Origin of the sequence: Clostridium tertium (genome assembly GCF_902652255.1) — a bacterium.
Lineage (GTDB): Bacteria > Bacillota > Clostridia > Clostridiales > Clostridiaceae > Clostridium > Clostridium tertium_A.
The window spans coordinates 159055-174684 of the sequence record NZ_CACRTO010000048.1 but is presented as its reverse complement, the minus strand read 5'-3'; the positions used below and the strand labels follow the sequence as shown (position 1 = coordinate 174684).

14 protein-coding genes are annotated in these 15630 nt (G+C 29.5%); 7 read left to right on the top strand and 7 right to left on the bottom strand.

Going from position 1 to position 15630, the window contains the following annotated elements; all coding sequences use genetic code 11:
* Window positions 1-468: 468 nt before the first annotated feature.
* The 7 genes from gyrA to dnaA form a co-directional block, all read right to left on the bottom strand.
* Window positions 469-3012, bottom strand: a complete 2544-nt coding sequence (gyrA, locus tag GPX08_RS16105) for a DNA gyrase subunit A (protein WP_156627823.1) — start codon at window positions 3010-3012, stop codon at window positions 469-471.
* A gap of 21 nt (window positions 3013-3033) precedes the next feature.
* Complete coding sequence (gene gyrB / locus GPX08_RS16100; protein ID WP_156627822.1) at window positions 3034-4944, bottom strand: DNA topoisomerase (ATP-hydrolyzing) subunit B; 1911 nt, start codon at window positions 4942-4944, stop codon at window positions 3034-3036.
* 57 nt (window positions 4945-5001) lie between these two features.
* Window positions 5002-5262, bottom strand: coding sequence for a DUF370 domain-containing protein (locus tag GPX08_RS16095; RefSeq protein ID WP_016207957.1), 261 nt, complete (start codon window positions 5260-5262; stop codon window positions 5002-5004).
* A 14-nt stretch (window positions 5263-5276) separates the two neighbouring features.
* Entirely contained in the window at window positions 5277-6362 is a 1086-nt protein-coding gene (gene recF / locus GPX08_RS16090) for a DNA replication/repair protein RecF (protein ID WP_156627821.1), read from the bottom strand.
* Between the two features lie 62 nt (window positions 6363-6424).
* Window positions 6425-6631, bottom strand: coding sequence for a S4 domain-containing protein YaaA (gene yaaA / locus GPX08_RS16085; RefSeq protein ID WP_156627820.1), 207 nt, complete (start codon window positions 6629-6631; stop codon window positions 6425-6427).
* Window positions 6632-6676: 45 nt separating this feature from the next.
* Window positions 6677-7777, bottom strand: coding sequence for a DNA polymerase III subunit beta (locus GPX08_RS16080; protein ID WP_156627819.1), 1101 nt, complete (start codon window positions 7775-7777; stop codon window positions 6677-6679).
* Window positions 7778-8046: 269 nt separating this feature from the next.
* On the bottom strand, window positions 8047-9402 hold the full coding sequence (gene dnaA, locus GPX08_RS16075; RefSeq protein WP_156627818.1) for a chromosomal replication initiator protein DnaA: 1356 nt from the start codon (window positions 9400-9402) through the stop codon (window positions 8047-8049).
* A gap of 532 nt (window positions 9403-9934) precedes the next feature.
* On the opposite strand from dnaA, the gene rpmH reads away from it, so the two are divergent.
* From rpmH to mnmG, 7 genes are all read left to right on the top strand, one after another.
* Entirely contained in the window at window positions 9935-10069 is a 135-nt protein-coding gene (gene rpmH / locus GPX08_RS16070; protein ID WP_156627817.1) for a 50S ribosomal protein L34, read from the top strand.
* A 60-nt stretch (window positions 10070-10129) separates the two neighbouring features.
* Window positions 10130-10483, top strand: a complete 354-nt coding sequence (gene rnpA / locus GPX08_RS16065) for a ribonuclease P protein component (protein ID WP_156627816.1) — start codon at window positions 10130-10132, stop codon at window positions 10481-10483.
* A complete protein-coding gene (gene yidD, locus GPX08_RS16060; RefSeq protein WP_156627815.1) occupies window positions 10480-10689 on the top strand; it encodes a membrane protein insertion efficiency factor YidD in 210 nt (69 codons plus the stop codon). Before rnpA ends, yidD begins: the two co-directional genes overlap by 4 nt.
* Window positions 10690-10706: 17 nt before the next feature.
* Complete coding sequence (gene yidC / locus GPX08_RS16055) at window positions 10707-11474, top strand: membrane protein insertase YidC (protein WP_156627814.1); 768 nt, start codon at window positions 10707-10709, stop codon at window positions 11472-11474.
* 36 nt (window positions 11475-11510) lie between these two features.
* Complete coding sequence (locus GPX08_RS16050; RefSeq protein ID WP_156627813.1) at window positions 11511-12134, top strand: KH domain-containing protein; 624 nt, start codon at window positions 11511-11513, stop codon at window positions 12132-12134.
* A 228-nt stretch (window positions 12135-12362) separates the two neighbouring features.
* Complete coding sequence (mnmE, locus tag GPX08_RS16045) at window positions 12363-13742, top strand: tRNA uridine-5-carboxymethylaminomethyl(34) synthesis GTPase MnmE (protein ID WP_156627812.1); 1380 nt, start codon at window positions 12363-12365, stop codon at window positions 13740-13742.
* A 13-nt stretch (window positions 13743-13755) separates the two neighbouring features.
* Window positions 13756-15630 (top strand): tRNA uridine-5-carboxymethylaminomethyl(34) synthesis enzyme MnmG, encoded by a 1875-nt coding sequence (gene mnmG / locus GPX08_RS16040; RefSeq protein WP_156627811.1) that lies wholly within the window; start codon window positions 13756-13758, stop codon window positions 15628-15630.

The following is a 15630-nucleotide window of genomic DNA, read 5'->3' as shown; positions in this document are numbered from 1 at the left end:
TGAGCCAGGATCAAACTCTCAATAAAAAGTTTAATCTTTTGCTCAAATTACTTTGAGTCTTAATTTTAAGACTTAAAAGAATTGCTGGTTTATTTTACTTAACTTTATTCTGTTCAATTTTCAAAGACCATTCTCTTCGTCGCCCTCAAGCGACTTCATTATCTTATCATTTGTTGTTTTCTTTGTCAATAACTTTTTTCAAGTTATTTTCAAAGTTTTTTGCCGCGTATCTCAGCGACGAGATTTATCTTATCACTTAAAATAACTATAGTTTTTTCTTAGTATATTGATTAGTGAGATTTATTTTTATTTTTCTCTTATTTTCTATATTTATCTTCCTAATTCTAATATTGATACACCTGGATAAGATTACGTTATTTTATATAATTTCATGCGAATTCATATAAAAAAATCACAATTAATTTCATCATTTAAGATATAAATTAATTGTGATTTTAAAAACTATTATTATTCTTCTGTTATATCTGAATCATCTACAACAGCTATTTCATCTTCGATATCATTATCTATAGATTCAACTACATCAACATTTTCATTATCATCTAAAGTTAATTGTTCTTCTTTATCTTCATTACTTCCTGATATTTTTGCAATTGCAACAATTTTTTCTTCTTCAGATGTTCTCATTAAAGTAACACCCATAGCAGATCTGCTTGTAACTGATATACCTGAAACATTTATTCTGATAGCAACACCACTTGTATTTATAAGCATAAGTTCATCTTCTACTTTACATACAGTAGCTCCTACTACCTTTCCTGTTTTTTCAGATAATTTATAAGTTATTAATCCAGTTCCGCCTCTTCTTTGTACCTTGTATTCAGTAATTGGAGTTCTCTTACCGAATCCATTTTCACTTATAACTAGAAGATCTTCATCTTCAACTGCTATATCCATACAAACTGCTATATCATTCTCTCTTAGATTTATTGATCTAACACCTGAAGCAGTTCTTCCCATAGGTCTAACATCACCCTCGTTAAATCTAATAGCATTACCATCTTGAGTTACTATAATAATATTAGCATCTCCACGAGTAACTTTAACCTTTAAGAGTTCATCTCCATCTCTTAAGTTAATAGCTATTAATCCATTCTTTCTAAGGTTCTTAAATTCTGATAATGGAGTTTTCTTAACTATACCTTGTTTTGTTGCCATAAATAAGAATCCTTCATTTACATCATCTCTTATTGTTAGAACAGTCTCAATTCTCTCATCCTGTTCAATAGCTATTAAGTTTATTATATTTGTTCCCTTTGCTGTTCTTCCTGCATCAGGTATTTCATAAGCTCTTAATTTATATACTCTACCCTTATTAGTAAAGAACAGTACATCTGAGTGAGTAGAAGTAATATTTACATGTTCTACAAAGTCATCTTCCTTAGTAGACATTGCCTGTATTCCTCTTCCCCCTCTTCTTTGAGCTGAGTAAGTATCTGCTGATATTCTCTTAATATATCCTGAATGAGTTAATGTAACTACTACTTCCTCTTCTTGGATAAGATCCTCTATATCAATTTCATTCATTACTTTTTCTATAGAAGTTCTTCTATCATCACCATATTTTCTTTTTATTTCAAGAAGCTCATCTTTAATTACTGATAATAATTTTTCTTCACTTGCTAAAATTGAATTTAAGTATTCTATTTGTTTCATAAGTTCAGCGTACTCTTCCTCAATCTTATCTCTTTCAAGACCTGTTAATCTTCTAAGTCTCATTTCAAGTATAGCTTGAGCCTGCTTATCACTTAATCCGAATCTATCCATTAAAGTGTTTTTAGCTATTTCAGATGTCTTCGAAGATCTTATTATGCTTATAACCTCATCAATATTATCAAGAGCAATTCTTAATCCTTCTAGAATATGTGCTCTCGCTTCTGCCTTATTAAGTTCAAATATAGTTCTTCTAGTTACTACTTCCTTTTGGAATTCAATATAATGACCTAAAACTTGCTTTATATTTAAAATTTTAGGCTCATTATTAACTAGAGCTAGCATAATTACTCCGAAAGTATCTTGCATCTTTGTATGCTTATATAATAGATTTAGAATTACATTTGGATTGGCATCCTTCTTTAACTCTATTACAATTCTCATACCCTCTCTATCAGATTCATCCCTTAAGTCAGATATTCCAACTATTTTCTTATCCTTAACTAAATCTGCAATATTTTCAATAAGTTTAGCCTTATTTACTTGATATGGTATCTCTGTAACAACTATTCTATGTCTATTATTTTCTTCTTCTATTTCAGCCTTTGCTCTAACTATTACTCTACCTTTTCCAGTTTCATAAGCAGCTCTTATCCCTGCTTTGCCCATAATAGTAGCCCCTGTTGGGAAATCAGGTCCCTTAATCAATGTCATTAACTCTAAAATAGTTGCTTCTGGATTATCTATAAGCATTATAGTTCCATCTATTACTTCTCCTAAATTATGGGGAGGAATGTTAGTTGCCATACCAACTGCTATACCTGATGATCCATTAACTAAAAGATTAGGATATCTTGATGGTAACACAACTGGTTCCTTTTCTTCTCCATCAAAGTTTGGAATAAAGTCAACAGTATTTTTATTTATATCTCTTAACATTTCAACTGCAATTTTATTCATCTTCGCTTCTGTATATCTCATAGCAGCTGCACTATCTCCATCTACAGATCCAAAGTTACCATGACCATCTACAAGCATATATCTCATAGAAAAATCTTGTGCCATTCTTACAAGTGCATCATAAACTGATGAGTCACCATGTGGATGGTACTTACCTAAAACTTCCCCAACTATTCTCGCACATTTTCTATAACCTTTGTCTGGAGCTAATCCAAGATCATTCATAGAATGTAGTATTCTTCTATGTACTGGCTTTAGCCCATCTCTAACATCTGGAAGTGCACGACCAACTATAACACTCATAGCATAGTCGATATAGCACCTCTTCATTTCTTTATTAATATCTATTTCTACAACTTTTCCCTCATTTAAGCTCATGTACCTCACCTCGCTTTAGTACTAAATATCTAAGTTACTTACCTTCTTAGCATTTTTGTGTATAAACTCTCTTCTAGGTTCAACTTTATCACCCATTAAGATAGTGAATATTTCATCTGCCGCTATAGCATCTTCTATTGTAGCCTTAAGAAGTATTCTCTTTTCTGGATCCATAGTAGTATCCCATAATTGAGTTGCATTCATTTCCCCTAGCCCTTTATATCTTTGAATATTTGTAGTATTATCTTTTCCGCCTATTTCTTCTAATATAGAATCTAACTCTTTATCAGAATATGCATAATACTCCTTCTTATTCTTTTTAACTTGGTAAAGAGGAGGCTGAGCTATATAAACGTGTCCGCCATCTAAAAGTCCCCTCATATATCTAAAGAAGAATGTTAATAAAAGAGTTCTAATATGAGCTCCATCAACATCGGCATCTGTCATAATTATAATTCTATTATATCTTAACTTGCTTTCATCAAAATCATCACCTATTCCTGCTCCAAAGGCAGTAACCATAGATTTTATTGAATCTGCAGTTAATATTCTGTCTAATCTTTGTTTTTCAACATTTAATATTTTACCTCTTAAAGGTAATATAGCTTGGAATCTTCTATTTCTTCCTTGCTTAGCTGATCCACCCGCTGAATCTCCCTCAACTATATAAATTTCACACTCTAACGGATCTTTAGATGAACAATCTGCTAATTTACCAGGTAATGAAGATCTCTCTAATACAGATTTTCTAGTCAATTCCCTAGCTTTTCTAGCCGCATCTCTAGCTCTTGCAGCCATAAGTGCCTTTTCTATAATTATCTTAGCTACATTAGGATTCTCTTCTAAGAATATTGAAACTCCCTCACCAACAATTGAATCTACAATGCTTCTAACTTCCGAATTTCCTAATTTAGTTTTAGTTTGCCCTTCAAATTGTGGCTCTGAAACCTTAACTGAAACAACCGCAGTTAATCCTTCTCTAATATCATCACCAGATAAATTTTTATCACTTTCTTTTATGTGGTTAAATCTTTTACCATAATCATTAATAACTCTTGTAAGAGCAGTTTTAAATCCAGATAAGTGAGTACCACCTTCAATAGTATCTATATTATTAGCAAAAGAATATAGATTTTCAGTATATCCATCATTGTACTGAAGAGATATTTCAGCTATTACGCCTTCTCTTTCCCCTTCAACATAAATAGGTTCTTGATGAAGAACTTCTTTATTTCTATTTAAGTATGCTACAAACTCTTTAATACCACCTTCGTAGTGATATACTTCTTGTTTGCTCTCTTCTCTATTATCTGTTAAAACAATTCTAATTCCTTTATTTAAAAAGGCTAATTCTCTAAGTCTATTAGCTAGGATTTCAAAATCATACTCTATTTCTTCGAATATTTCTGTATCTGGCTTAAAAGATACTTTTGTACCATGCTCATCAGTAGTACCTATCTTTACTAAATCTGACTTAACTACACCTCTAGAATATTTTTGTTGCCAAACGTCCCCTTCTCTAGAAACTGTAACTTCACACCATTCTGATAAAGCATTTACAACTGAAGCACCTACACCATGTAATCCACCAGATACTTTGTATCCACCACCGCCGAATTTACCTCCAGCATGAAGAACTGTCATAATTACTTCAACAGCTGATTTACCCATTTTAGGGTGAATTCCAGTTGGCATACCTCTACCATTATCTACTACAGTTATAGAGTTATCTTCATTTATGTCAACTAATATTTCATCACAAAAACCAGCTAAAGCCTCATCTATACTATTATCAACTATTTCATATACAAGGTGGTGTAACCCCCTAGAACTCGTGCTACCAATATACATACCTGGTCTTTTTCTTACTGCTTCAAGACCTTCCAAAACCTGTATTTGACTTTCGTCATAATTTTGCTTATTGTTTTCCAATAAAATCTCCTCCTTTAACGAACTTTTATTATAATTAATTGAGATTAAAAATTGGAATTATGGATTATAATCAATATTTGTTCTTTTAGTTAACGTTGAAGATGATATAGGTGATAAGTAAATTTTACTCATTTTATTCACTTCAGCTATAACAAAAGATTTCGGTTTCTCTTTAGAGATCCTCTCTACAAACCCATCTTCCTCTGCCATTCTTAAAAAGGCACTAGTATCTGAACTATACATTGTAGTTTGCAAATCAAAAATTCCAATTACATCTTTAACTGGAACAACCACATTTTCTCCTAAATGCAAAAACATAAGAACTTCCTCCCTTAACTTAGGATATCTCCATTCTTAACCTTAAAAACTCTAGAACTTTCATCTAAATAATTGGTTAAGTCTTCTATTCCTGTACATGTTATTATTGTTTGAATTTCTCCAATTGTACTTAAAATATATCTTTTTCTATTAAAATCTAATTCAGATAAAACATCATCTAGTAGCAAAACTGGATATTCAGATGTTAATTCTTTTATTATCTTTAGTGACGAAAATTTAATTGTAAGTACAGCACTTCTTTGTTGTCCTTGTGACCCAAAGCTTTTAGTATCTATATCATTAATTAAGACTGTAAAGTCATCCCTATGTGGCCCAATACTCGTAGATCCTTTATCGATATCCTTACTTCTATTTTTTGATAATAAATCATAAAAATTATTCTCTATATTCTCAAAATCCTTAACTGTACTTATATACTTAAACTCTACATCTTCCTTTCCAGAAGATATATCTCTATGTATATTTTTCCCATAATAATTTAACTTATTTATATATTTTAATCTTTCTCTAATTATATCTGATCCGAATTTAGCTAACTGAATGTCATATATATCTAATATATCTTTATCCAGCTTCTTATTTTTTAAAAGTACATTCCGCTCATTTAATATTTTATTGTATTGGACAAGGTTATAATAATATTTAGAATTTAACTGACACAATTCCATATCTATAAACCTTCTCCTAACCCCAGGAGAATCTTTTATAATCCTTAAGTCTTCCGGCGAAAACATAACAACATTAAAGTTTCCAAATAATTCACCTATTTTAGATACTTTTATCTTATTAATCCTTATTGCTTTTCTTCCATCTTTTAAAATATTAATGTCTATATTTTTATCAAGCCTATCTTTTCCTACTAACACACTAATATATGCATTTTCAGAATCCCAATTAATTAACTCTTTATCCTTAGATGTTCTATGAGACTTAGCAAATGCACAGTAATAAATAGCTTCAAGTATATTTGTTTTACCTTGAGCATTATCCCCCATAAATACATTTACGTTCTTCCCCAGTGTTATATTTAAAGATTTATAGTTTCTATAATTTAACATTTGAATTTTTTTAATAAACATTCTTTACACCCATTTAATTATAACATATTAGAGGAATAAAAGTAATTATTAGGTTTTTATCATTAAATAACTTTATATTTTTCACCATTAAATTCTACTATGTCACCTTGTCTAATTTTTTTTCCTCTTTGAGTGCATATTTCTCCATTCACTTTAACCATCTCATCTAAAATATACATCTTAGCTTCTGATCCTAATGAAGCAGCACCACACCATTTTAAAAAAGAATCTAATTTTATAAATTCTGTACTAATTTCAACTTCATTCATTTCCAATTTTGTGTATAAAAATTCAAATTTTATACACCCCTCCTTTTATCTTAATAATCTTACAGGTAATACAAGATACTTAGAGTTATCTGTATTTTTACACTTTATTACACATGGACTTACCCCTGAAGTCATTTCTAGTTTAACTTCATCATCCTCTATATTCTTTAAAACATCTAGAAGATATTTAGAGTTAAATGCAATTTGTATTTCTCCACCTTGCAGATTTATATTAACTTCTTCTCTAACCTTTCCCAATTGAGAATTGGAAGTTATAATCATGTTCTCTTCTTGTATATCTAATTTTATTAAATTACTGTTGCTATCTTTAGCCATTAAAGATGCTCTTTCAATACAGTTTTGTAATTCTTGTTTCTTAACATCTAATAAAATTTTATATTCTTGAGGTAGCAGAGATGAGTAATTAACAAATTTTCCATCTAATAATCTAGAAATTATTTTTGTACTGCTTAAATTAAATAAAATATGATTATCAGTGAAAGTTATTTTAACTATATCTGATACATCTTCAAGTATTCTTGATACTTCATTTAATGTTTTTCCAGGAATAACAACTTCTATATCATTTTCATTATCTAGAAATTCTGTTCTTATTGCTAATCTATATCCATCTAAGGCAACTAAATTTAATTTTTTATCTTTTACTTCAAAAAGGATACCTTGAAGTATAGGTCTTGTTTCATCTTGCGCGATTGCAAAAGATGTTCCTCTTATCATGCTCTTTAATATATTTTGTGGTACTTCTACTGAAAGACTTTCATTTATCATAGGTAATTCTGGATAATCTTCACCATTCATATAAACTAGATTGAATACAGATTTTTGGCAAGTTATTTGAATAATATCATTTTCTAAAGTTTCTATTATAATTTCAGAATTAGGAAGTTTTCTAATTATTTCACCAAATATTCTTGAGTCTATAACGATTGATCCCTCTTCTTTAATATCTGCATCAACTATAGTTTCTATAGAAACATCCATATCAGAACCAATCAACTTCAATTGATTATTCTTTGCACTTATATAAATACCTTCTAAAATAGGCATAGTTGTTTTACCTGTTATTGCTTTACTAGATATAGAAATTCCTTCTTGTAGTTTTTGTTTTTCACATATAAATTTCATATAAAAACCTCCTTAACTTATAAACAAAACTATATTGATTTTAAGATTAAATATATATAGATAATATAATTATATTTAATAATAGTAGTAGTAGGGGCTGTTGAAATGTTGATAAGTGCCTCTACCCCTTGAAAATACTAATTTATTTACAAAAAAATATTGTGGATAAGTAAAGCAAAAAATCAGTGTCTTATCCACAGTATTAACAATTAATATTGTTTTTAGTAGTTATCAACAATTAATTTTATAAACTTATGTACAGCTGTTGATTAATTTTGAGTTAGCTTCTTTGTTATATCATTTACCGTGTGTTGTAGGCTTTCATCAGTATTTAGAGAATCAGATATCTTTTCATAAGCATGGATTACAGTAGTATGATCTCTTCCTCCAAACTCTTCTCCTATTTTAGGTAAAGACATATCTGTTAGTTTTCTACTTAAATACATAGCAATTTGTCTAGGATATGCTACATTCCTAGTTCTTCTTTGAGATTTCAAATCTTCAATTCTCAAATTGAAATATGCAGCAACAACATCCTGTATAACATCGATAGTTACATTTTTATTTTGCTTATTAGATATAATATCCTTAAGAGCTTCTCCAGCTAATTCAACTGTAATAGGTCTATTTGTAAGAGATGAATAAGCTACTATTCTTATTAAGGCACCTTCAAGTTCCCTTATATTAGATTTAATTTTTGTAGCTATGTAGACCATAACTTCATTCGCAACATTAAGCTTTTCTACATCAGCCTTCTTTTTAAGAATCGCCATTCTAGTTTCAAAGTCAGGTGCCTGAATATCAGCTATTAAACCCCATTCGAATCTAGATCTAAGTCTATCTTCTAATGTAGGAATTTCTTTTGGTGGTCTATCAGATGAAAGAATAATTTGCTTATTAGCATCATGTAGTTCATTAAAGGTATGGAAAAACTCTTCTTGAGTTCTTTCTTTACCAGCAATAAATTGAATATCATCTATTAGTAGAATGTCTACATTTCTATACTTCTTTCTAAATTCATCATTCTTATCATCCCTAATGGCATTAATTAACTCATTAGTAAACTTCTCAGAAGATACGTATACTACTTTAGCATTTGAATTGTTTTGAAGGGCATAATGCCCAATAGCATGCATTAAGTGAGTTTTTCCAAGACCTACGCCACCATAGATAAATAGAGGGTTATATGCTTTTGCAGGAGCCTCAGCAACAGCTAAAGAAGCTGCATGAGCAAATCTATTACTATTACCAATGACAAAAGAATCAAAAGTGTACTTAGGATTTAATGTGCTAGACATCTCATCATTTACTGTAACATTTGATTTATCATCTGTTTTTTGTTTTTTATCTTCCTTTTCATCAACTTCCTGAATATCAGATGCTACTATGAATTCTACATTATAATGCTTAGAACAAGCAGCCTCTATAGAATTTACAACTAAATCCTTATATCTCTTTTCTAAAATATCTTGAGTAAAGGAATTTGGAACACTGATTCTTATTATATTGGAAGATATAGAAATTGGTTCGCAACTTTTAATCCAAGTATTAAAACTAACTTCACTCATTTCACCTTTAATTATATTCAATGTTTTTTCCCATAATGATAGAAGATCACTACTCATTTTATATCCTCCATAAAAATTTTTTTTAATTTTAAAATTATAATTAATAACATAATATAAACATACTTATCAACATAGATTTTTATATGTTGATAAATATAATATAAATATTCACATGTTAATAAATATGTTAATAAAAAAAGAGATAAATAGTTATCCACAATATAAGTATGTACATATTTTCACATTATTAACATGGTATAATAGCATTATTTTAGCTAAAAATAGAATTAAAAGATAAGATTTTAAGAAAAATAGAACAAGTTATTCACAATTTAATCCACAGCTGTGGATAAGTATGATTGAAAATAAAATTATTCACATTCAATATTAATAATAACATATGTTAAATGAACTATTCAAGAAGTTATCCACAAATAATGTTATAATATTTTATATATTTATCAACAGATTTTGAAAATTATAGTGTATTGACATAGATTAGCGATATATATATAATAATAAGGTAAATCTTAAAATGGGATTATAGTTTTTACTATAGAAATTACAATATTAAAGGGGGTGTAGTGAAATGTTCATGACATACCAACCAAAAAAGAGACAAAGAAAAAAAGAACATGGATTCAGAAAAAGAATGAAAACTTCATCAGGAAGAACTGTTCTTAAGAGAAGAAGACAAAAAGGTAGAAAAAGATTAACAGCATAAGGGCCGCAAATAGTGGCCTTTTTTCTGCAATAGCAGGAAAAAAGGAGTATAAAGTTTCTAATGATGTACAGGTTGAAGAAAAACAATGAATTTAAACTAGTTTATAGAAGAGGGAAATCTTTAGCTAATAATCTTTTAGTTTTATATGTATTCAATAATAATAGAAATAAAACTAAAGATGGAGATACTTATAATAAGGTAGGAATTTCTGTTAGTAAAAAGGTTGGAAACAGCGTTGTTCGTAGTAGGAGTAAACGATTGATAACTGAAAGCTATAGACTAAATGAAGAACAGCTAAAAAAAGGTTATGACTTTGTTTTTGTAGCTCGAAGTGCTATTAAAGAAAAAAGCTTCTTTGAAGTTGAAGAAGCAATGAAAAAACTTTTTTCAAAGGCAGGCTTGTATAGGCAATGAAGAAAATTATGTTAAAATCTATACATTTATATAGAAAATATATTTCACCGATGAGACCACCTACATGTATATATGTTCCATCATGTTCACAGTATGCTATTGAAGCAATTACTAAATATGGTGCTATAAAAGGTGGTTTTTTATCAATAAAGAGAATTTTAAGATGTCATCCTTTTGCAAAGGGTGGATATGATCCAGTGAAATAAGGAGGTTGCGCGCTAAAATGATGAAGTTTTTACAACCGATAACAAATTTTTTAACGGTTATATTTGAAGGAATGCATAATATCATCATTAATGTATTCAATATGGAACCAAGTGGAGTTTCATATATATTAACTATCGCTTTATTTACTTTAATAATTAGATTATTAATATTACCTTTAAATATAAAAGCTAATAGATCTAATGTAAGAATGCAAGAAATTCAACCAGAATTAAATGCTATTCAGAAGAAGTATGCTAATGATCCTCAAAAGATGCAAGCGGAATATTCAAAATGCATGAAAGAAAACAATGTAAGTATGTTTGGTGGATGTTTACCAACGCTATTACCTTTACCAATATTATTTGCTTTGTATTATGTATTTTTAACTATTAATATTAACCAAGTTACAGATCCATCATTCTTATGGATACCAAATGTATTTGAAAAAGATCCATGGTTTATATTACCTGTTCTAGCATTCCTAAGCACATATATTCCAAGTTTACTTTTAAGTAAGTCAATGCCTAAGAATGAAAATGGTCAACAAATGAACATGGGTACTATGAATCTTATGATGGCAGGTATGATGGGGGTTATGGCTATTAACTTCAACGCTATCTTAGTAATCTATTGGATAATAGGTGGAGTTATACAATTAGCTCAAACATATTTCTTGAATTACTTACCAGCTAAGAAAAAATTAGCTGCAAAGGCAGAAGAAGATAGTTTAAAGGCTGTTCTAAACGCTAAGAAAGCAACACCAAAGACTAAGAGAAAGAATTAATTATTATTTAGTATTATACTAGGTGGTGAATAGGGTATGAAAACATTAGAAATGTCTGGGAAGAATGTAAGCGAAGCATTAGAGAACGCATTAAGACAATTAAAGCTTACTGAGGATAAGGTTGAGTACGAAGTTCTAGAGGAAGGTTCTAAAGGCTTCTTAAATCTAATAGGTACAAAACCTGCTAAAATTCTAGTAAAAGTAAAAAGAGATTATAAAGAAGATGTTAGATTATTTATAAGAAATATTCTTGATTGTATGAATGTACAGGCTGAAATTAGAATTAAAGAAGAAAATGATGTGGTTTATATTAATTTAACTGGACCAAAGATGGGAATTATAATTGGATATAGGGGGGAAACCTTAGATTCATTACAATACCTTGCATCTTTAGTAGTTAATAAGGAGCATGATATACCTTATAAGAAAGTAGTTTTAGATACTGAAAACTACAGAAAAAAGAGGGAAGAGACTTTAATTAGAGTTGCTGAAAAAACTGCATATAAAGTTAGAAAAACTAGAAGACCTTATAAGTTGGAACCGATGAACCCATATGAAAGAAGAATTATTCATTATGCTTTACAGGATAATGAATATGTATATACTTTTAGTGAGGGAGAAGAACCTCATAGAAGAATAGTTGTAGATATTAAAGAATAGGTGAGAAGGCCTCAAGGCTTTCTTACCTTTTATTTTTTATTTACTTAATATATAAATTATACTATATGTTAAATTAATTTTATTTGTAAATCCTGGTCTATTTAATGAGATTTATATATAGTATATTTATTTTGACTTAATATAAATAGTTTTGTAAAATGAATAATAGTTAAAAATGGATATACTATAACTATAGATTTATTTTTTAAAAGATAAGGAGGGCTGAATTTGAAAGAGTTTGATACAATTTGCGCTATATCTACTGCTATTGGCGAAGGCGGAATTGCAATTATAAGAGTATCTGGGGATAATGCTTTGAATATTGTATCTAAAATATTTAGAGCAAAGAGCGGAAAAGATATAAAAGATATGAAAACTTACACTATGAAATATGGCCATATAGTAGATATTAATAGTGATGATATTATAGATGAAGTTATTATTAGTTATATGAAGGGGCCTAAGAGTTTCACAGCAGAAGATGTTGTAGAAATTAATTGCCATGGAGGGGTTACTTCTACTAATAAAGTATTAGAAGCTACCATAAGAGCTGGTGCAAGATTAGCTGAACCAGGTGAGTTTACTAAGAGAGCCTTTTTAAATGGTAGAATAGATTTATCACAGGCAGAAGCTGTTATGGATTTAATAACAGCTAAAACTGAACTTGCTATGAAATCAGCTTTAATGCAAAGTGGTGGGTCATTATCTCAGAGAATTAATAAGCTTAGAGAGTATCTACTAAATGTTTTAGCATTAATAGAATACGCTGTAGACTTTACTGAAGATGATGAAGAGGTAGATCCTAGTATTCCAATAAGAGTTAGAGAAAGCTTAGAAAAGTCTGTTGAAGACATTAATAAGTTACTTAAAGGGGCCGATGAAGGAAAGATTATTAGAGATGGATTAAGTCTAGCTATAGTAGGTAAGCCTAATGTAGGAAAATCATCTTTACTAAATGTATTATTAAAAGAAAAAAGAGCTATAGTAACAGATATAGCTGGTACAACAAGAGATGTTATAGAGGAATATATTAATTTAGATGGAATACCTGTAAAAATTATTGATACAGCTGGAATTAGAGAAACGGAAGATGTTGTTGAAAAAATAGGTGTTGAAAGATCTAGAGAAAAAATTAATGAAGCAGATTTAGTTTTATTAGTATTAGATTCATCCAGAGATATAGATAAAGAAGATAAAGAGATTATTGAAGCAATCAAAGATAAAAGATCTATAGTACTACTTAATAAGATTGATTTAGATAATAAAATAGACAATTCAATTTTAGAAGATTTCAAAAATATAATAAAAATTTCTGCCAAAGAAGATATTGGTATAGATGGTTTGAAAAATGAGATTAAGAATATGTTCTTTAATGGTACAATAGATAGTGAAAGTTTAATTGTGTCTAATTCTAGGCATAAGCAAGCTTTAATAAGAGCTTTTGAAAATTGTAGTGAAGCTCTTGTTAGAGTTAAAAATAATGAATTTTTAGATTTGATTTCAATATATGTTACAGCAGCATTAAAGGCCTTAGGTGAAATTACTGGATCAGAATTAGAAGAAGATTTAGTTAATAAAATATTTAGGGAATTTTGCTGCGGAAAATAGGAGAAGGATAAATATGAAATATAATGCGGGAGAATACGATGTAGTAGTAGTTGGTGCTGGTCATGCTGGATGTGAAGCAGCATTAGCTACTGCAAGGATGGGATTAAAAACATTAATATGTACTACTAACCTAGATTCTGTTGCTATGATGCCATGTAATCCTAATATAGGAGGAACTGCAAAGGGACACTTAGTAAGAGAAGTAGATGCTCTAGGTGGAGAAATGGGAGTTAATATAGATAATACTTTCATTCAATCTAGAATGCTAAATACTTCTAAAGGACCAGCAGTACATTCTCTTAGAGCACAAGCTGACAAGAAAAGATATCAATATAGAATGAAGAGTGTTTTAGAGAATCAAGAGAACTTAAGTCTAAGACAATTGGAAGTTGTTGAATTGGATGTTGTTGATGGCGAAGTAAAAGGTGTACTTACTAAGAATGGTGGATACTTTAGCTGTAAGGCTGTTATATTAACGACAGGAACTTACTTAAGAGCTAGAATAATAATTGGGGATGTTACATATAATAGTGGCCCAAATGGTTTATCTGCAGCTAATGAGTTATCTCAATCATTAATAGACTTAGGAATAGATTTAAGAAGATTTAAGACTGGAACTCCAGCAAGAATTAATAGAAGAACAGTAGATTTCTCTAAGATGTCAGAGCAACCAGGAGATGAAAAAATAGTACCATTCTCATTTATGAGTGGAGATATTACTAGAGATCAAGTATCATGTTGGTTAACTTATACAAGTGAAGAAACTCATAATATTATTAGAGATAACATTGATAGATCACCAATGTATAATGGATTAATTGAGGGGGTAGGACCTAGATATTGTCCATCTATTGAAGATAAGGTTATGAGATTCCCTGATAGGGATAGGCATCAATTGTTTATAGAACCTGAAGGTGAAGATACTGAGGAAATGTACGTTGGAGGTATGTCATCATCACTACCAGAAGAGGTGCAAATTCAAATGTTAAGATCTGTACCAGGTCTAGAAAATGTTGAAATAATGAGAACTGCATATGCTATAGAATATGATTCAATTGACCCAACGCAACTTAAACCTACATTAGAATTCAAAAAATTTAATGGATTATATGGAGCTGGACAATTAAATGGTAGTTCAGGATATGAAGAAGCTGCGGGACAAGGTATAGTAGCTGGAATAAATGCAGCATTAAAAATTAAGAATCAAGAACCTATGGTATTGACAAGATCAGATGGATATATTGGAGTTTTAATAGATGACTTAGTAACTAAAGGTACTAATGAACCATATAGAATGATGACTTCAAGAGCAGAATATAGATTATTATTAAGACAAGATAATGCTGACTTTAGATTAACAGAGTTAGGATATAGAATAGGTCTTGTTACAGAAGAGAGATATAATAAATTTATAACAAGAAAAAATAATGTTGAAAATGAAACAAATAGATTAAAGGAATTACAAATTACAAATAAAAAGGAAGTAAATGATTTATTAATTTCAAAAGGATCTACCGAACTAAAAAAGCCAATTAGTTTTTATGAATTAATAAAAAGACCAGAATTAGATTATTTTAGCTTAAATGAATTAGATATAGAGAGACCGGACTATGATGAAGATATTGGAGAGCAAATAAACATAATTGCTAAGTATGAAGGATATATTAATAGTCAATTAGAGCAAGTTAATCAGTTTAGGAAGTTTGAAAAGAAGTTACTACCAGATGATATAAATTATTCGGATGTAAAAGGATTAAGAACTGAAGCTATACAAAAGCTAACAAGTATAAGACCAATAAGTATAGGTCAAGCTTCAAGAATTTCTGGAGTATCACCTGCTGATATATCAGTATTATTGATATATTTAGAACATCAATATAAGAAATAA

Coding starts and splice junctions, on each gene's coding strand:
- gyrA (WP_156627823.1), bottom strand. CDS start 3,012: ATGAGCTTAAATGAGGGAAAAGTTGTAGAAATAGATATTAATAAAGAA.
- GPX08_RS16095 (WP_016207957.1), bottom strand. CDS start 5,262: ATGTTTTTGCATTTAGGAGAAAATGTGGTTGTTCCAGTTAAAGATGTA.
- recF (WP_156627821.1), bottom strand. CDS start 6,362: ATGTTTATTAAAAAAATTCAAATGTTAAATTATAGAAACTATAAATCT.
- yaaA (WP_156627820.1), bottom strand. CDS start 6,631: ATGAATGAAGTTGAAATTAGTACAGAATTTATAAAATTAGATTCTTTT.
- GPX08_RS16080 (WP_156627819.1), bottom strand. CDS start 7,777: ATGAAATTTATATGTGAAAAACAAAAACTACAAGAAGGAATTTCTATA.
- dnaA (WP_156627818.1), bottom strand. CDS start 9,402: ATGAGTAGTGATCTTCTATCATTATGGGAAAAAACATTGAATATAATT.
- rpmH (WP_156627817.1), top strand. CDS start 9,935: ATGTTCATGACATACCAACCAAAAAAGAGACAAAGAAAAAAAGAACAT.
- rnpA (WP_156627816.1), top strand. CDS start 10,130: ATGATGTACAGGTTGAAGAAAAACAATGAATTTAAACTAGTTTATAGA.
- yidD (WP_156627815.1), top strand. CDS start 10,480: ATGAAGAAAATTATGTTAAAATCTATACATTTATATAGAAAATATATT.
- yidC (WP_156627814.1), top strand. CDS start 10,707: ATGATGAAGTTTTTACAACCGATAACAAATTTTTTAACGGTTATATTT.
- GPX08_RS16050 (WP_156627813.1), top strand. CDS start 11,511: ATGAAAACATTAGAAATGTCTGGGAAGAATGTAAGCGAAGCATTAGAG.
- mnmG (WP_156627811.1), top strand. CDS start 13,756: ATGAAATATAATGCGGGAGAATACGATGTAGTAGTAGTTGGTGCTGGT.